Origin of the sequence: Candidatus Protofrankia datiscae (assembly GCF_000177615.2) — a bacterium.
Lineage (GTDB): Bacteria > Actinomycetota > Actinomycetes > Frankiales > Frankiaceae > Protofrankia > Protofrankia coriariae.
In genome coordinates, this window is record NC_015656.1 from 4,917,761 (window position 1) to 4,935,131 (window position 17,371).

Genomic DNA, 17,371 nt, shown 5'->3' on the forward strand with positions numbered 1-17,371 from the left:
GGCGACCGGGTGGATACCTCCGTAAATCGATGTATCCGTATACAGACACGCCAGGCCGACATCGACCTCGGCCGTGACCGGGCCCCTGGCAGCAACCGAATGCTCCGCACTCCAGAAAGGACCACATGACAACACTGACGGAGCGAGCTGGCCGGCCGAGCGGATCCGCCCTTCTCGCTGACGCCTCCGCCGTTCGCAACCTCACCCGGCCGTACATTGTCGGTACCGCCGTGGCCACCCCACCACAAGTCGCCCAGGACGACCTGTGGGAATTCTTCCGCGACCACTTCGCGGCCAACCCGCTCGCCGAAAAAGTATGGGCCTCGTCCGGAATCGTCAGCCGACATTACGCCGTCGATCCCCGCAAGGAACCCACCACCGAATGGACCACCGGCGAACGGATGCGTCGCTACCTCACCGAAGCGCTCCCCCTCGGCCGCCAGGCCGCCGCCGACGCCCTCACCTCAGCCGGCCTCACCCCGCCGACCTCGGCCTGTTCGCCGTCGTGTCCTGCACCGGCTACGTGACCCCGGGCCTGGACATCCTGCTCTCCCACGAACTGGGCATGCCGGCGAACATGCGCCGCGTCATCATCGGCCACATGGGCTGCCACGCCGCGGTCCCCGGCCTCGGCACGGTCTCCGAATACGTCGCCGTCCACGGCAAACCCGCACTCCTGCTCTGCGTCGAACTCTCCAGCCTGCACGCCCAGCCCAAATCACCCACCCTGCACGCGGGCAACCCCACCATCGAGGACTTCGAGCAGATCGTCGCGCACTCGCTGTTCGCCGACGGAGCCGCCGCCGTCGTGGTCGCGCCTTTTGAACGGGCATTTTCGGCGGGTGGCACAACGAATCTGGAAGTCCTTGACGTCACAGCCCTCACCGATGGCAGCGTCAGCGACTACATGGGTCTGCTCGTCACCGACCACGGCTTCCGGATGCGGCTGTCACCCCAGGTCCCGGAGGTTCTCGAACGCCACGTCACCGACCTCGTCACCACCCTCCTGAGCACACACGGCCACACCATCGACGACGTCGACGGCTGGGCCATCCACCCCGGCGGCGCGCGCATCCTGCGGGCCGTCGCGGACCAGCTCCAGCTCAGCGAGGAAGCGACCGCCCCCTCCTACGACATCCTCCGCGAATACGGCAACTGCTCGAGCGCGACCGTCCTGATCATTCTCCAGCGGCTGCTGCGGACCCGCGAGATCCGACCGGGCAAGGTGGTGGTCGCCCTCGGGTTCGGCCCCGGCCTGACCCTGTTCGCCGCCCTGCTGAAAGCCCACTGAAAGCCAGGGAAAGCTGATGACCAGGATTCAGGAGATCCGCTCGAGAACCATCCGTATGAACCATTCGTGTCCGGAAAGCCCCGGAAGCAGGCGGAGGTAGCCGGACCACAACCTGTCCCGGCACGGGCCCCGGTACCTGCCCGAGGCCCGACGGCCGTTGTCGTCTCCTGAACAGCGCCAACATTAATCACGCAGAGTAATCGATTCGTGTTACTCTGTACGCGGACTCGGCTTCGAAGAGCGGAGCGGCAGCCGAGGCCGGGAGGCTCGCGCAACGACTCCGGATTCAGCGGCGGCTCGTTCTTCCAGGCCGCCGTATCCGGGCCCGAAAACATAGCAAGGCGACAGGAGGGAAGCGCCGGAAATCCTGGGCGTCGACCGACGATCCGGAACACCCACGCCGTGACGAGCGGATCCTGTGTCATCGCGATACACCGACACAGGCCAGGGGCGTCACGGGGGATGTACGGGAAGCAAGAAAATGCGACACCTCCGGCATCGTGAGCTGGAAAGCCCTGCCCTCGAGGGCTCCGGACACGCCACAGGACCAATACCAGCTCGCAAGCCGTGACCAAACGTTCCGTACCTAAGGAAGGACCACATGACGCTGACCGAGCAGATCGACCTGCCAGGTACGTCCATTTTTCTCACCGACACTCCCGCCGTTCGCAACCTCACCCGGCCGTACATTGTCGGTACCGCCGTGGCCACCCCACCACAAGTCGCCCAGGACGACCTGTGGGAATTCTTCCGCGACCACTTCGCGGCCAACCCGCTCGCCGAAAAAGTATGGGCCTCGTCCGGAATCGTCAGCCGACATTACGCCGTCGATCCCCGCAAGGAACCCACCACCGAATGGACCACCGGCGAACGGATGCGTCGCTACCTCACCGAAGCGCTCCCCCTCGGCCGCCAGGCCGCCGCCGACGCCCTCACCTCAGCCGGCCTCACCCCCGCCGACCTCGGCCTGTTCGCCGTCGTGTCCTGCACCGGCTACGTGACCCCGGGCCTGGACATCCTGCTCTCCCACGAACTGGGCATGCCGGCGAACATGCGCCGCGTCATCATCGGCCACATGGGCTGCCACGCCGCGGTCCCCGGCCTCGGCACGGTCTCCGAATACGTCGCCGTCCACGGCAAACCCGCACTCCTGCTCTGCGTCGAACTCTCCAGCCTGCACGCCCAGCCCAAATCACCCACCCTGCACGCGGGCAACCCCACCATCGAGGACTTCGAGCAGATCGTCGCGCACTCGCTGTTCGCCGACGGAGCCGCCGCCGTCGTGGTCGCGCCCGATCAACAGCCAGCCAGCGCCGTGGCCAGCCAGCTCGAGATCGTCGACGTGATGGCGAGCACGGACAGCAGCGTCAGCGACTACATGGGCTGGCTCGTCACCGACCACGGCTTCCGGATGCGGCTGTCACCCCAGGTCCCGGAGGTTCTCGAACGCCACGTCACCGACCTCGTCACCACCCTCCTGAGCACACACGGCCACACCATCGACGACGTCGACGGCTGGGCCATCCACCCCGGCGGCGCGCGCATCCTGCGGGCCGTCGCGGACCAGCTCCAGCTCAGCGAGGAAGCGACCGCCCCCTCCTACGACATCCTCCGCGAATACGGCAACTGCTCGAGCGCGACCGTCCTGATCATTCTCCAGCGGCTGCTGCGGACCCGCGAGATCCGACCGGGCAAGGTGGTGGTCGCCCTCGGGTTCGGCCCCGGCCTGACCCTGTTCGCCGCCCTGCTGAAAGCCCACTGACAGAACGCCGACAACCGCACAGGCCACCCGCGGCTGCCGGTGGCCTGTGTAGGCCAGGCTGCCGGCAGCCGCCACTGCGCCACTGCCCGGACCCGCCGACACCCGATGATCCGCGCGGGGTGCGAGGACGTCCGCCGCACTGCACGCGAGACGAGACGCGGCGCCGGGCACAGCCACGGCAATGCCACCCGCCCGGTCCCGGTTATCCGCGCCGGGCCGGCCGTGGCCCGTGCACCTCCCCGCCCCGCAACGCCCGAAGGATGCCTGGCATGCCGTCGCTCACCCCCCGAGAAATTCCCGTCGTCATCGTCGGTGCCGGGCCCAGCGGCACGACAGCGGCCAATCTTCTCGGCCGGCAGGGCATCGCCTGTCTCGTCGTCGAGCGCCACCACGACATCTACCCGCTGCCCCGGGCCGTACATCTTGACGACGAAACGTTGCGGATCATGCAGTCCGCCGGTCTCGCCGACGAGGTACGGGCCATCACCAGACCTGCGCTGGGCCTGCAGCTGCTGAACGCCGACCACCAGCCGCTCGCCCGCTTCCAGCGGGATCCCGTCGACAGTGGGCAGGGCCATCCCGGGGCCAACATGTTCGACCAGGCCATGCTGGAGGCGGTGCTCCGCCGGGGGCTCGCCCGCTTCCCGCACGTCGACCTGCGATGCGGTGCCGAAGCCGTCGCCGTCGAGACCGGGCACACCCACGGCCCAGCCCCGCTGCGCGTCACGATCCGTGACCATGTCTCCGGTCGTCTCGAGCAGGTCTGGACCCACGCCGTCCTCGGCTGCGACGGCGCGAACGGCAGCAGCCGCGCAACCGTCGGCACCACCATGGAAGATCTGCGTTTCACCCAGTCCTGGCTGGTCGTCGACGTGCACAGCGAGCAGCCTCTGGCGAACTGGGACGGCATCCACCAGGTCTGCGACCGACGCCGTGCCGCCACGTACATGCGGATCGGCCCGCGGCGCTACCGCTGGGAGTTCCAGATCCGGGCCGGTGAATCCGCTCACGAACTGTCACGAATCGAGGTCGTCCGCCAGCTCGTCGCGCCCTGGCTCGGCGGCGTCGACCCACGACAGCTCACCGTCGTACGCCAGACCGCCTACACCTTCCACGCGCTCGTCGCCCGGCGCTGGCGGCGCGGCCGGGTGTTCCTCCTCGGTGACGCCGCGCACCAGACACCGCCGTTCCTCGGCCAGGGGCTGTGCGCCGGCGTCCGCGACGCGGCGAACCTCACCTGGAAACTCGGCCTCGTCCTGGCTGGCCATGCCGACGAGCGGCTTCTGGACAGTTACCAGAGCGAGCGTCGGCCGCACGCCCGCCAACTGGTCCGTATGGCGGTCATGCTCGGCCGGACGATGACCAGTGGCACAACCGCCGTGGGCACGGCGCGCCAAGCCCTGTTCGTCCAGGCCGCCGGCCTGGACGCCTTCCAACGGCTGATGGAACGCTCGGCGAGCCCGCCGCTGCGCCCCGGCCCGCTCGTCAGACCGGCGTCGCGGCTGTTGCCGGGCCGCCGGCAGCCCGCCGGGCGGCTGTGCCCGCAGCCGCTGGTCCGCACCGCCGCCGGTGCCGGCACCGGCACCGCCGCCGCACCCGTCGAGATCCCACTGGACGACCTGCTGGGAGACGGCTTCGCCGTCCTCGCCCACTGCACCGACTGGATCTTCGCCTTCAACTGGGCCTCCGTCGTCGGCGAGGACACCCGGGCCTTCTTCGCCCGGTTGCGCACCCGCTACGTCGGCATCGTCCCGGCACCCGCCCCCCTCCCGGCGACCTCGGACGACGTCAGGCTCATCCATGACCCGAGTGGGGCGCTCGACCGCTGGCTGACCCGTCACCGTGCCCACGCCGTGCTGCTACGGCCGGACCGCACCGTGTTCGCCACCGCCCGCACCCTCGACCTGATCCGGTGGCGCCACGAACTCGCGTCCGCGGGGATGCGGGACATTCCCCCGCCTGCGCGCCTGGCAGGTCTGGAGCGGCAGCCACAGCAGTCCGCTGTCAGTAGCGCCGGCCGGCGAGGTCACCATGCCCGTACTCCGGTTGAGCCGGGTCCGATGGATCTTCGTGGAGTGATCCCGCTTCCGTGGACAGCGAACCTGAGGTTCGCTGTCCATAGGGAAGGAGCGTCATGGGGTCAGCTCGCCGGAAGTTCACCCAGGAGTACAAATCCGAGGCAGTAAGGTTGGTGCTCGACTCGGGCCGGTCGGTGACCGAGGTCGCGAAGAGTCTGGGTATCCACGAGACCACGTTGGGAAACTGGGTGAAGAAGGCGAAGGAGAACGGCGAGACCGAGGAGCGGCCGCTGTCGGTGTCGGAGCGCGCGGAACTTGAGGAGCTCCGGAAGAAGTACGCGCAGGCGCAGATGGACATCGCCTTCCTAAAAAAAGCGGCGAGCTTCTTCGCGAGCGAGCAGAAGTAAAGTTCGAGTTCATCTCGATACACGCTCCGAAGAAGCCTGTGTCCGCCGACGGCGCGAACACCTTTCCCGTCGACTACATGTGCAAGAAACTCGACGTGTCCCGACAGGGCTACTATGCGTGGAAGAAACGCGGCCCGTCTCGGAGGGAGAAGGACGACGCCACCTTGTCGACCATGATCAGAGCTGTTTTCGACCGTCTCGAGGGGCGGTACGGCGTGCGGCGGATCTTCCACGAGATCCGCCGCCAGGGCGTCGCCGTCGCCTACAAGCGGGTCCAGCGGCTGATGGCGACGATGGGCCTGGTCAGCGTGCATCCGCGTCCCCGCCGGCCGGTGACGACGGTGCAGGCCGCGGACTCCTCATCGCTGCCTGATCTTGTCGGCCAAGACTTCGCCGCGTCCGCACCGAACCAGTTGTGGTACGGCGACATAACATATATTCGCACCTGGGATGGCTGGGTGTACATGGCCTCCGTCATCGACGCGTTCTCTCGGAAGATCGTCGGCTGGGCGGTCGCCGATCACATGCGCACCGAACTCGTTCTCGACGCGCTTCGTATGGCCGTCACCCGCCGGCGGCCACCCGGCGGCGTCATATTCCACGCCGACCGAGGCGGTCAGTACACCAGCCGTGAGTTCGTCGCCTTCTGTCGCGACAACAACGTCCGAAACTCCGTCGGCCGTACCGGGATCTGTTTCGACAACGCCGCGGCGGAGTCCTTCTGGGCCACCCTCAAGAAGGAGTTCGTCCACCTCCACCCGTTCGATACCATAGACCGCGTCCGGGCGGGGATCTTCGAATATGTCGAGATCTACTACAACCGGCAGCGGTTGCACTCCTCGATCGGCTATCTCACGCCTGTCGAGTTCGAGGAAGAATTTGACGGACAAACACTTCGTGCTGCATAGTTAGGACTGTCCACGAAAGTGGGAACCCTCCACTTCGGTCGTAACCTGTCCGGGAGGTTCGGAAGCACCGAGACGGTCCCCGTCGCCGCCGCGGGGATTTTCACCCCGTCCGCGGTGATGTGTTGTAGGTGATATGTCATCTATCTGACATACCGGGTGCTGCTGGCCTGACCCCCTGTCCCCGATACCCACCGCGCCCCGCGGGTATCGGGGTTTCGATCATCGATTCGATCAGTCCGACCGAGTCGGCCGGCCCAGGCCTGGGGGCCTCGCCCGTGGACCTGCCGGCAGGCCGCGCGTGGACAGCGCCGTGGCGTTCACAGCCGCGCCCGCCGGGGCGGTCGAGCACCCGCCGAACCGGCGGGCGGACAGGTCCAGGCGGACGGACGTGGCCGGTGTCTCCCGCCGCACCGCCTAGATCGCGATTATCGTGAAGATCAGTCTGCCGGTCGTCCTGCTTGGTTGAGCGCCCCCTGCCCCCGCCCGTGTTCCCGAGGAGGGTCCGCGATGACCGTTACCCCGCCTGCCACCGTCACGCCGGGGCCCGTGCCGATACGCGCGCACCCTGTTCCAGGATCGGCCGGTGGCCTGCGCGCCGCGAGGAAGCTGCTGCGCGCCGATCCGCTCGCCGGCCTCGTCCGCCTGCGCCAGACCCACGGCCCGGTCGTGCAGCTGTCGTCCCGGCCGCTGTCGGCGTTCCTGGTGGCGGATCCGGACGCGATCGCCGACGTGCTGGTCGGGTCGCACCGTTCCTACCGGCGGGGGTTCGTCCGCCGTGGCCCCGGCTCTCGCGGCACCGCGGTGCAGCCCCTCACTATAGTGCTCGGGCAGGGCCTGCTGACCAGCTCCGGTGAGCTGCACCGCAGGCAGCGGCGGCTCATGCAACCGCTGTTCCACCACCAGCGGATCTTCGAGTACGGCGAGACGTTCGCCGCGATCGCCGACGTGCGGGCCGCGCGCTGGCGGAACGGGCAGCATCTCGACATACACGACGAGATGATCGAGATGACGCTGGCGATGGTCACGAAGACCCTGTTCGACGTCGATGTCGACGCCGATACCGACCGCGACATCGTGGCCGTGATCCGGGCCGCCATCAGTGAGAACACGGTGGCCGCCCGCAAGGCCCTGCACACCGGTTTCGAGCTGCTGGAACGGCTGCCGCTGCCCTCGGCCCGGCGTCGCCGCGAGACTCGCCAGGCCCTCGACCGGGTCGTCTACGACCTCATCGAACGCCGCCGCCGCGAAGGGGCGGAAGGCCGGGATCTGTTGTCGCTGCTGTTGTCCGCCCGTGACGCCGACAGCGGGGACGGCATGGACAACAGCCAGGTTCGGGACGAGACCCTGACCATCATGCTCGCCGGTCACGAGACCACCGCCAACGCGCTGACCTGGACCTTTCATCTCCTCGGCCAACATCCCGAGGTGGCCGCGGCACTGCACGCCGAACTCGACGGCGTCCTGGCCGGCCGGCGTCCGACAGTCGCGGACCTGCCCCGCCTGCCGTTCACCGACGCGGTGCTCAGCGAGTCGATGCGGCTCTACCCGCCCGTGTGGGCGATGAGCCGGTATCTGGTGGAGGACCGTGTCGTCGGTGGTTATCCGTTGCCCGCAGGGTCGACGCTGCTGCTGAGCCAGTGGGTCGTTCACCGCGACGAGAAATGGTGGCCGGAACCGGAACGGTTCGACCCGGCCCGCTGGCTCGGGGACCGGGTCGACCCCGACCGGCCCCGCTACGCCTACTTCCCCTTCGGCGGCGGCCCGCACCAGTGCATCGGCAACAGCTTCGCCCGGACCGAAGGGGTGCTCGCGCTCGCGACGATCAGCCGCCGCTGGACGTTCGAGCCCGTCTCCGGCTTGAAGATCACCCCTGAGCCGCTGGTGACCCTGCGGCCCCGAGACGGACTGCCGATGACCGTCCGTCGCCACGGCTGACGGCACGCCGCCCCGCACCCGACCCCCGGTCTCGCTCGGTCCCTGGCCTCGCCGATCCCCGTGCGGAGAGCACGGGCGAACGAAATACCACCAGCCGCTCCTTCACCGCGGCCGGCCGCCGGAAGCGTCGTTCTTCCGACCGGTTATCCGGCTATCCGACCGGCCGGCCGACCGGGTAGCCAATTGCCGAGCGATCCCGGCTCCCGCCATGTACCCGGACGCCGTGCGGAACATTGTGATGAAGCCAGCGCCACAGTGCGCAGCCTTCGGGTTCCGATACCCTGCCGGCCGACCTACTCTTGAAGAGGAACATCCGTCACCTGTATCCGCTGGGAGTAAAATGACTGCCAGAACCCTGCGGCGTGCCGTGGTCGCTATTGCCACCGGGCTTTTCGCCGTGTTCCTGGGCACAGCTCCCGCCAGTGCCCTGCCCACCAGCACCGACACCGGAATCGGCGGCGGAACCGCCATAACCATCGACGACCCCGCCACCGGCACGGATCCCGCCACCGGCGGGGACTCCGCGGCCGGCGCTGGCTCCAATGCCCTGGGCGCGATCTCCGGCGTGGTGGAGGGCCTCTTCTCCAGCGCCTTCTCCCAGGCCGGAAACGCTGTTTCCGAAGGATTGCCCAACGGGACCCCGAACTAGCTCCTCCAAGACCGGCCGATAATACTTCCAATATTTTCGTGCTCGTCGTCCCGGCCGGGACAGCGGATTCCACATGTTGTTCCGGCCGGGACACGGCAGCCGACCGCCAGAAGATCATCCATGTCTCCCGTGTTCGACCGGACGGTGTCGTGCCCTGCCCACCACCGGTACGGCTCCGGTCCACGGTCGCGACGGGACGCCGCCCGCGATTCCTCCCCGGCGCCGCTCCTCCCCGGCGCCGCCACCCGCGCCACCCACGAGACCGCACCGGCAGTGCTGTTTTCAAGGTGTTCATCCTGCTCGCAGGCTTTTGCCCCGGCCACGGCAACGGGTGCCGGGCCAGGGGCCGCCAGGGTGGCCCGTTCCCGGGAATGCCGATCGGAGAGCTGATGGTTGGGGCCGGATATGACAACCATTGGATTGATCGGTAGCGGGAACATCGGCAGCACGCTGGCCAGACTGGCCGTCACGGCCGGATATGACGTGGTCCTGAGCAACTCGCGAGGGCCTGAGACGCTGAAGGAGCTGGTCGACGAGCTGGGCCCGCGCGCCCGCGCCGCAACCCCAGGCCAGGCCGGGGAAGCCGGGGACCTGGTGGTCGTGACAATTCCGCTGCGGGTCTACCGCAGCGTGCCCGTCGAACCACTTGCCAACAGGACTGTCATTGACACCAACAACTACTACCCGCAACGAGACGGGCAGATCCCCGAGCTGGACGACGAATCGACCACGACCAGCGAGCTCCTCCAGAAGCACCTGCCAACGTCCAAGGTCGTGAAAGCGTTCAACAACATCTATTTCAAGCATCTGCTGTCGCTGGCCCGGCCGGCCGGGACGCCCGACCGCAGCGCCCTACCGATCGCCGGGGACGACGCGGACGCGAAAGCGGCGGTGACCGCCTTCCTGGACGCGATCGGCTACGACGCCGTCGACGCCGGCCCGCTCTCCGAAGGGTGGCGTTTCCAGCGCGACACCGCCGCCTACGCGACCCTGTACTTCGACCGAAGCTCGGCCAGCGGGCAGGACGGGTTCCCGGCGGCGGGAGTACCGGCCGATGCCGCGACGCTCCGCGCGGCTCTGGCCGCTGTCCGTCGTTATGCCGACACCGGCGGAAACTGACCCGGAACGACTGGACAGAACGTACGCCGCCGGCGGTGATCGGCGGCGGCGTACGGCGGCCATGCCCCAGTGCCCGGTATCCCCCTTTCCACCGGATCTCCGGCCAGCATCCCCGCCGGACTTCCAGCGAGCGCCACTCGCACCGTCATCTCGCGGCAGCGCAGGCCCGCGCGGATCTCGGTCGTGACAGCGCGAGTCGCCGGTCACGCCGAGCGGAAGTCCCGCCTACCCGCTCAGTACTCCATCCACCCCCACCGCCGGGCATCCTGATATGTCCATCGAAAGCGGCCGACCACCTGGTGGCGGTAATGGCACATTACGTGACCGTCAAACGCCATGTTGCGGGACGACGCGCGAAAGTGCACGAACCATGCCGGTGATGCTGGTCAGCGCGCGGAATCGCGGGCGCCCGAACCTGCGAACCAGGTGGTAAGAAGGCCCGGAAACGGAAATGAAAAGGCGATGAGGAGGTAAGTAGGGTGTAGACGATGCCGGTTCGTCCACGGCCTCATGCGAAGGCGGGATCCGATGAACGGTGACAGACCGTGTACCGACATGCCGGCTGACCGGTCCGATGAGCGACCGCTCGACCGGCTGGCGGGGTGCTCGGACGTCCACCTGGCAGGGGGCAGCGTGACAGCCGCGGTGGACGCGCACGGGATCGTGACAGGCTGGAGCGAGAGCGCATACCAACTCCTGGGCTACACCCCGGCGGAGGTCATCGGGACGGCCGTGGGCACACTGCTCGCCGATGCGCTGCCGCCGCCGGCCCGGCATGCTGTCGCGCACGGGCAGGGCTGGCAAGGACTGGTCACCGTTTGTCACCATGACGGCCGTATCCTCCCGCTGGGGATTCGCGCCTATCCCCTCCTGGACGCCGCCGGTGCTGTCACCCTGTGGTACTTGGCCGTGCTCCACACCGGCCTCGCACCCGTCCGGGCTCCTTCCTCGGCCTCTCATGACAGGCAGGCGTGTCATGACAGGCAGGCATGCGACCCGCGGGAGCCGCGGGAAGCGGGGGAGACACCGGTGGACGACCGGCCTCTGATCGACTGGGCGTTCATGCAGGCACCGATCGGCCTGTCGCTCGTCGACACCGAGATGCGGATCCGCCGGCTGAACACCGAAACCACCCGCATGATCGGTAACACCGACACCGACCTGCGCGGCCACCGGCTGATGGACGCCTTACCCCACCCCGCCTACCAGGCAACCTGGGACCATCTCCGCCACGTGATGGCCACCGGCCGATCCGCCCGCCACGAAAGCTTCAGCCGCGCGCAGGGCGAGACCCGCAAACGCGCCTGGGCGGTCCGCACCTCCCCGGTCCGCGACCCCGCCGGCCGGATCCACGGCGTGTTCACCGCCGCCATCGACATCAGCGAACAGTACTGGGCCCAGCAACGCCTGACCCTGCTCAACGAGGCCACCACCGCCATCGGCAGCGCCCTCGAGGTCGACCGCACCGCCCAGGAGTTCGCCGACATCACCGTCCCCCGCTTCGCCGACCAGATCAGCGTCACCCTCCTCGACACCGTCTACCGCGGCAGCGAACCCACTCCTGGCCCGCTCAGCGCCCCGTTCCCCCTGCGCTGTATCGGCTACGCCGCCACCCTCCCCACCGGTCCGACCGCCCCCCTCGGCCATACCACCACCTACCCCGCCGGCTCTCCTCTCGCCCATGCCCTCACCACCGGCCGGCCCGCCATCTGCCCGCTCCCCGATCCCGCCTTCACCACCTGGATCCCGACCACCTGGATCCCAGGTACCACCGCCCCCCACTCCGTCATGATCGTTCCGCTGCGGGCCCGAGGCACCACGCTCGGGGCCGCCGTCCTCACCCGCCACCACCACCCCGCCCCCTTCACCTCCGACGATCTTCTGCTCGCCGACGAGCTCGCCACCCACACCGCCGTCTGTCTCGACAACGCCCGCCGCTACACCCGCGAACGCACCACCGCCCTCACCCTCCAGCACAGCCTCCTCCCCCATGATCTCCCCCGCCCGGCCGCCGTGGACGTCGCCTCCCGTTACCTGCCCGCCGGCGCCCAGGCCGGCGTCGGCGGCGACTGGTACGACGTCATCCCGCTCTCCGGCGCCCGCGTCGCCCTCGTCGTCGGCGACGTCGTCGGCCACGGCATCCACGCCGCCGCCACCATGGGCCGGCTGCGCACCGCCGTGCGCACCCTCGCCGACGCCGATCCCACCCCCGACGAGCTGCTCACCCGGCTCGACGACGTCATCACCCGGCTGACCACCGATCGAGATCCCGGCAGCGGCGATCTCGGCGCGACCTGCCTCTACGCCGTCTACGACCCCACCACCGGCCACGCCACCATCGCCAGCGCCGGCCACCCCCCACCCGCCCTCGTCACCCCCGACGGCACCGTCACCTACCTCGACATCCCCCCCGGACCCCCCCTCGGCCTCGGCGGCCTCCCCTTCGAAGCCACCGACCACCACCTCCCCGACGGCAGCCTGCTCGCCCTCTACACCGACGGCCTGATCGAATCCCGCGACCGCGACATCGACACCGGCCTCGACATGCTCCGCCACGCCCTGTCCACACCGGCCCCTACTCTCGAGGCCACGTGTGATCACATTCTCAAGACCCTGCTGCCCGACCGGCCCGCCGACGACGACATCGCCGTCCTGCTCGCCCGCACCCACACCCTCACCACCGGCCAGGTCGCCTCCTGGGACCTACCCTCCGACCCCGCCGTCGTCGCCTACGCCCGCACCCACACCACCAACCAACTCACCACCTGGAACCTCCCCGACGCCATCCCCACCACCACCCTCGTCGTCAGCGAACTGGTCACCAACGCCATCCGCCACACCACCGGCCCCATCCACCTCCGCCTCATCCGCGACCGCGGCACCCTCATCTGCGAAGTCTCCGACACCAGCAACACCGCCCCCCACCTCCGCCGCGCCCGCACCCTCGACGAAAACGGCCGCGGCCTGTTCCTCATCGCCCAGCTCACCCACCACTGGGGCACCCGCTACAACCGCACCGGCAAAACCATCTGGGCCGAACAACTCATCTGACACCGCGCGGTGCCCATGGCACGCCGCGGGGCCGGGCGATCAGCTGATGAATGCCGGTGGACCCGTCACAACGACGGCGGGGCCGTGTCGAGGCCGAGACGTTGACGGGGACGGACGCGCCGGTCGAAAAAGTCGCGTACCGCCTGGTCGAAAACCGAGTTGTCGTCACCGGTGACCATGTGATGGGCTCCGGCCACGTCGGCATATTCGGCGTGGGGAACCAGCTCAAGGAAACGACGGGCATCGTCGACGCTCAGCACGTCCGACTGGCCACCACGCACGAGCAGGGTCGGGATCCGCAGCGAGGCGGCCGCCTCCGCGAGCCCGGACGTGATTACGTGCTCGCGCTGGGACAGCTGGCTGCTGGTATCACGCAGAAAAGCGGGATCCCAGTGCCAGAACCACCGACCGTCGACCCGACGGAGGTTCTTGCGCAGGCCGCTGATGTTGCGCGGTCGGGGCCGGTTCGGAAGATAGGCCGCGACTGCGTCGGCGACTTCGTCCAGGGAGCTGTAGCCCTCCGGCCTGGCTGTCATGAACTCGCGGATGCGATTCGTACCGGCGGCCTGCAGGAACGGTGAGACGTCGACAAGGACGACACCAGCCGCAAGATCGGGATGCTGCCTGAGAGCCGCCAGCGAGGCAATGCCACCGAGGGATGCCCCGATGAGCACGGGCACCCGCCCGGTCCACCGCACGGCCGCCACGACATCGGCGGCGAACCGGCCGAGGGGGTAGATCCCGTCGGGGGACCAGCCGCTGTCGCCATGCCCACGTAGATCGATGGCGAGCGCGTACCAGCCGTCACGGGCGAGCATGCGGGCGGTCGTGCCCCAGGAATGGCGGGTCTGGCCACCGCCGTGCAGGAGCAGCACCGGGGCGGCGGCCGGGTTGCCGTAGGCGTCACCGACCAACTCGATCCCGTCAGCGGGAATGCGTACTGTCACCGGAATATCGGTGTCGGTGGCAGCCCCGGCACGATCCGGCGCGTCTCCCGCGGACGAAATCGATCGTGGGTCGTTCTGCACGCCGCATCTCCTATCCGTGCACGTCGGTCCGTGCTGACGTCATCAGGATACTGTTCAGCATCTCCGTGACCAGCGGGCGAGGCCGGCTCCGATATGCGTCGATATGCGGGGAACGACCTTCTCGGGATTTTTCCGTACACCCGGCAGAACCACCGCTCCATGCTGAGTCGTCTCCGCTTCGAATCCGTCGCCGGCGGCTGTTCCGACGTTCGGGCCGGGCCGGCGAAAACATCGTTGTTCGCCGCGGCCGCGACAGCCGGTTCGACACCCGCGCCACATCGGCGGGACGGGCCGCATACGCGCCGCTCCCCGCATCGGCTCGGGCCGGCCGGCCCGAGCCGATGCGGGGAGCGATATGAGGAGCGATATAAGGAGGAGGCGGAATTCTCAGTTCCCGTCGTCGCCCGACCAGGGGATCGTCCAGCGGTGGTCGATGGCGTCGTCACGACGGGCGAAGCGCAGATCGGTGGACAGCCGCATCACATCTCCTGTGACGTCCAGGGACGCGTGGATGAGGTGCGAGTTGTGCAGGGTGATGTCGCCAGCCCTGCTGACGACGTGCATCCATCGCAGGCCCAGCTGGCTGGAGACCCAGAAGAGGTCGTGACTGATCGGCCGGGGATCGCCCGGACGGTCCGTCACCTCACGCAGGGGTGCCAGTTTTTCATGACCGAGACGGTGCGACCCCTCCAGGTAGACCATGCCGCCGGTCTCGACCGAGCAGTCACCCAGCGGTATCCACATCGTCACCAGGCGGTCGGAACCCGCATCGAGGTAGTCGAAGTCGACGTGGGCGCGGGTCGCGGTGGGCGACCCACGGTGGAAATGCCGGACGATACGCCGCGGCAGCAGAAGCGCGGGGGCCTCCAGCAGTGTCTCGGCCAGGCGCAGCAGTCTCGGATTCTCTATGAACCGGGTGAAAGCCGCCGAACGGACGAAGCTGTGGGCCGGATGACCCGGCCAGCCGTGCGGTGGAAGGTCCGGCGGCAGTTGCCCGGAGAAAACACCGTGGACCGGGTCGGTCCCGGGCCTCAGGTAGACCGGGTCGAACCGGGAGAAGTAGTCGGCCCGTAACGCGCGGACCTCGTCCGGATCGAGCGCACCGCGCAGGTGCAGGTAGCCGTCCTCGTGGAACCGGCGTCGGAGCGCGGCCGGATCGGGCAGCAGCGGGGCGCTGTCGCGCAGCAACGTGAAACGGTCGCCGTCAAATGGGATCGACAGTCCGTTGGAAGTCAGTTGTTTCGCGGCGGCCGGCGTCTGCCGCAACCTGTCGTATACACCGCGGACAACCGGATCCAACGGCGCAGAATTCCGGCCACCTGCCTGGTTGATATAATTCACCTCAGAGATACCTGACGAATCCGGCGAAGCACCGGTGACAATGGCGAGTTCCCCCACGCCTGATCCTGACCTTTCTCACGGTGACGAGCACGACAGCGAACCCCATGATTTTAGTGGATGTGGCGCGGCACAACGCCCGAATTAGGGAATCTGGACGAAACCGACCTGTAACCGCAGGTCAGCGGCGGTGGGTGTTATGCCATGACGGCACCGGCATCATCTGCACAGCAAGAACATCGGATCGGCACCGCCGACGCCGGCGCTCCTGATTCATCCACCGAACGATCATAAGCTGGACTCCCACCTTGATGATCGGCTCCGGCGGCTCCCACGGGATCTCAGCGTCGAGAGGACCGCACCGGAGCTGGTATTTCTCGCTCGACGTTCTACGGCTACGTCGGCGGCAGGCGCGGTCCGCTCAGTTCGATGGCGGCCGACGCCGTCAGCCTCCGGCCCGGCCCCGACACCTCCTGACATGATCAGAAAAGTTGACCTGGTCGTACCGCCTGGCTTCCCTGGCCGGCCCGGCCTGGTCACACCGGCGGGCCCGGCGCGACCGCCCAGGGCCTCATGGACGCTCCACGCCTCCCGACACGCGTTCCGAGTGGCCGTGGCAACCGAACCCACCTGCTGAAAAGGAATGAAGCAGTACCCTGGTACGACTTCGAGTATCGACTCTCCGAGTCAGTCAAGGAGGTCCGGATGCCCGCGGAACGTCTACTTCCCTCGGACGAGGCGCGTGAGCTGGTCGAACTCGCCAGCACGATCGCGGAGAAGGAACTCGAGCCGCGGGTGGTGGAGTGGGAGGAAGCCGGCCGGTTCCCTCGTGACGCGTTCACGGTCCTGGGCCAGGCCGGGCTGCTCAGCCTGCCCTACCCCGAGGAGGTCGGTGGCGGCGGCCAGCCATTCGAGGTGTACCTGCAGGTCCTGGAGGAGATCGCCTACCGGTGGGCGGCGGTCGCCGTCGGCATCAGCGTGCACGCGCTGTCCTGCTACCCGCTGGCCATCGCCGGCAGCCCGGCGCAACGTGAGACCCTGCTCCCGCGGCTGCTTGGCGGCGACCTGCTCGGCGCCTACTGCCTGTCCGAGACGCACGCCGGCTCGGACCCGAGCGCGATGCGCACCCGCGCGACCGCCACCACGGACGGCGGTTTCCTGCTGGCCGGGACCAAGGCGTGGGTCACCCACGGCGGGGCGGCGGACTTCTACACCGTCTTCGCCCGCACCTCCGACGACCGCTCCAGCGGCATCTCCTGCTTCGTCGCCGACGCCACGAGCGACGGCCTGACCACCCAGCCACCGGAGAGGAAGATGGGGCTGCGAGGCTCCCCCACCGCCATCGTGAACTTCTCCGACGTCCGGCTGCCCGCCGACCGACTGGTCGGGCAGCCCGGGCAGGGGCTGTCGATCGCCCTGTCCGCACTGGACTCCGGCCGCCTCGGGATCGCCGCCACCGCCGTCGGCCTGGCCCAGCGTGCCCTCGACGACGCGGTCGCCTACGCCCGGCAGCGCACGAGCTTCGGCAAACCGATCATCGAGCACCAGGGGCTCGGTTTCCTGCTCGCCGACATGGCCGCCGCCGTGGAGTCGGCACGCGCCACCACGCTCGCCGCCGCCCGCCGCCGCGACGCCGGGCTACCGTTCTCCCGCCAGGCCAGCATCGCCAAACTGGTCGCCACCGACGCCGCCATGAAAGTCACCGAGGACGCCGTCCAGGTGTTCGGCGGTGCCGGCTACACCCACGACTATCCGGTCGAACGGTACATGCGCGAAGCCAAGGTCATGCAGATCTTCGAAGGCACCAACCAGATCCAGCGGCTGGTCATCAGCCGGCACCTCGCCCGCTCCTGACCCGCCTTACC

The 17,371-nt window shown here is 68.6% G+C and carries 13 protein-coding genes; 11 read left to right on the plus strand and 2 right to left on the minus strand.

Annotation, left to right across the window (positions count from 1 at the left end; genetic code table 11):
* The first annotated feature begins 125 nt into the window (after positions 1-125).
* From FSYMDG_RS28910 to FSYMDG_RS20780, 10 genes are all read left to right on the plus strand, one after another.
* On the plus strand, positions 126-527 hold the full coding sequence (locus FSYMDG_RS28910; RefSeq protein ID WP_237702892.1) for a hypothetical protein: 402 nt from the start codon (positions 126-128) through the stop codon (positions 525-527).
* The gene (locus FSYMDG_RS20740; protein WP_237702894.1) at positions 506-1,291 is read left to right on the plus strand and encodes a type III polyketide synthase; all 786 of its coding nucleotides are present in this window, start codon (positions 506-508) and stop codon (positions 1,289-1,291) included. Before FSYMDG_RS28910 ends, FSYMDG_RS20740 begins: the two co-directional genes overlap by 22 nt.
* 601 nt (positions 1,292-1,892) lie before the next feature.
* On the plus strand, positions 1,893-3,053 hold the full coding sequence (locus FSYMDG_RS20745; RefSeq protein ID WP_013875344.1) for a type III polyketide synthase: 1,161 nt from the start codon (positions 1,893-1,895) through the stop codon (positions 3,051-3,053).
* A gap of 269 nt (positions 3,054-3,322) precedes the next feature.
* Positions 3,323-5,239 (plus strand): bifunctional 3-(3-hydroxy-phenyl)propionate/3-hydroxycinnamic acid hydroxylase, encoded by a 1,917-nt coding sequence (locus tag FSYMDG_RS20750; RefSeq protein WP_013875345.1) that lies wholly within the window; start codon positions 3,323-3,325, stop codon positions 5,237-5,239.
* Complete coding sequence (locus FSYMDG_RS28915) at positions 5,188-5,478, plus strand: transposase (RefSeq protein ID WP_043602641.1); 291 nt, start codon at positions 5,188-5,190, stop codon at positions 5,476-5,478. The genes FSYMDG_RS20750 and FSYMDG_RS28915 overlap by 52 nt, the downstream gene beginning before the upstream one ends.
* A gap of 17 nt (positions 5,479-5,495) precedes the next feature.
* Complete coding sequence (locus FSYMDG_RS20760) at positions 5,496-6,386, plus strand: IS3 family transposase (RefSeq protein WP_237703133.1); 891 nt, start codon at positions 5,496-5,498, stop codon at positions 6,384-6,386.
* 507 nt (positions 6,387-6,893) lie between these two features.
* Positions 6,894-8,321 carry a cytochrome P450 gene (locus FSYMDG_RS20765; protein WP_013875346.1) on the plus strand — a complete coding sequence of 476 codons (1,428 nt, stop codon included), beginning with the start codon at positions 6,894-6,896 and terminating at the stop codon, positions 8,319-8,321.
* Between the two features lie 340 nt (positions 8,322-8,661).
* Positions 8,662-8,970, plus strand: a complete 309-nt coding sequence (locus tag FSYMDG_RS20770) for a hypothetical protein (protein WP_013875347.1) — start codon at positions 8,662-8,664, stop codon at positions 8,968-8,970.
* Positions 8,971-9,375: 405 nt separating this feature from the next.
* Positions 9,376-10,089 carry an NADPH-dependent F420 reductase gene (locus FSYMDG_RS20775; RefSeq protein ID WP_013875348.1) on the plus strand — a complete coding sequence of 238 codons (714 nt, stop codon included), beginning with the start codon at positions 9,376-9,378 and terminating at the stop codon, positions 10,087-10,089.
* A 555-nt stretch (positions 10,090-10,644) separates the two neighbouring features.
* Entirely contained in the window at positions 10,645-13,140 is a 2,496-nt protein-coding gene (locus FSYMDG_RS20780) for a SpoIIE family protein phosphatase (RefSeq protein WP_157491047.1), read from the plus strand.
* A gap of 65 nt (positions 13,141-13,205) precedes the next feature.
* Here the strand turns inward: FSYMDG_RS20780 and FSYMDG_RS20785 are convergent, their stop codons facing one another.
* A complete protein-coding gene (locus FSYMDG_RS20785) occupies positions 13,206-14,087 on the minus strand; it encodes an alpha/beta fold hydrolase (RefSeq protein WP_237702895.1) in 882 nt (293 codons plus the stop codon).
* Positions 14,088-14,555: 468 nt separating this feature from the next.
* Positions 14,556-15,356 carry a phytanoyl-CoA dioxygenase family protein gene (locus FSYMDG_RS20790; protein WP_237702897.1) on the minus strand — a complete coding sequence of 267 codons (801 nt, stop codon included), beginning with the start codon at positions 15,354-15,356 and terminating at the stop codon, positions 14,556-14,558.
* Positions 15,357-16,211: 855 nt separating this feature from the next.
* Between FSYMDG_RS20790 and FSYMDG_RS20795 the strand changes: the two genes are divergently transcribed.
* A complete protein-coding gene (locus FSYMDG_RS20795; protein ID WP_013875352.1) occupies positions 16,212-17,360 on the plus strand; it encodes an acyl-CoA dehydrogenase family protein in 1,149 nt (382 codons plus the stop codon).
* Positions 17,361-17,371 lie beyond the last annotated feature (11 nt).

What these genes read in the sequence shown, in the direction of transcription:
- FSYMDG_RS28910 (WP_237702892.1), top strand. Translation starts at nt 126, where the DNA reads ATGACAACACTGACGGAGCGAGCTGGCCGGCCGAGCGGATCCGCCCTT.
- FSYMDG_RS20745 (WP_013875344.1), top strand. Translation starts at nt 1,893, where the DNA reads ATGACGCTGACCGAGCAGATCGACCTGCCAGGTACGTCCATTTTTCTC.
- FSYMDG_RS20750 (WP_013875345.1), top strand. Translation starts at nt 3,323, where the DNA reads ATGCCGTCGCTCACCCCCCGAGAAATTCCCGTCGTCATCGTCGGTGCC.
- FSYMDG_RS28915 (WP_043602641.1), top strand. Translation starts at nt 5,188, where the DNA reads ATGGGGTCAGCTCGCCGGAAGTTCACCCAGGAGTACAAATCCGAGGCA.
- FSYMDG_RS20765 (WP_013875346.1), top strand. Translation starts at nt 6,894, where the DNA reads ATGACCGTTACCCCGCCTGCCACCGTCACGCCGGGGCCCGTGCCGATA.
- FSYMDG_RS20770 (WP_013875347.1), top strand. Translation starts at nt 8,662, where the DNA reads ATGACTGCCAGAACCCTGCGGCGTGCCGTGGTCGCTATTGCCACCGGG.
- FSYMDG_RS20775 (WP_013875348.1), top strand. Translation starts at nt 9,376, where the DNA reads ATGACAACCATTGGATTGATCGGTAGCGGGAACATCGGCAGCACGCTG.
- FSYMDG_RS20780 (WP_157491047.1), top strand. Translation starts at nt 10,645, where the DNA reads ATGCCGGCTGACCGGTCCGATGAGCGACCGCTCGACCGGCTGGCGGGG.
- FSYMDG_RS20795 (WP_013875352.1), top strand. Translation starts at nt 16,212, where the DNA reads ATGCCCGCGGAACGTCTACTTCCCTCGGACGAGGCGCGTGAGCTGGTC.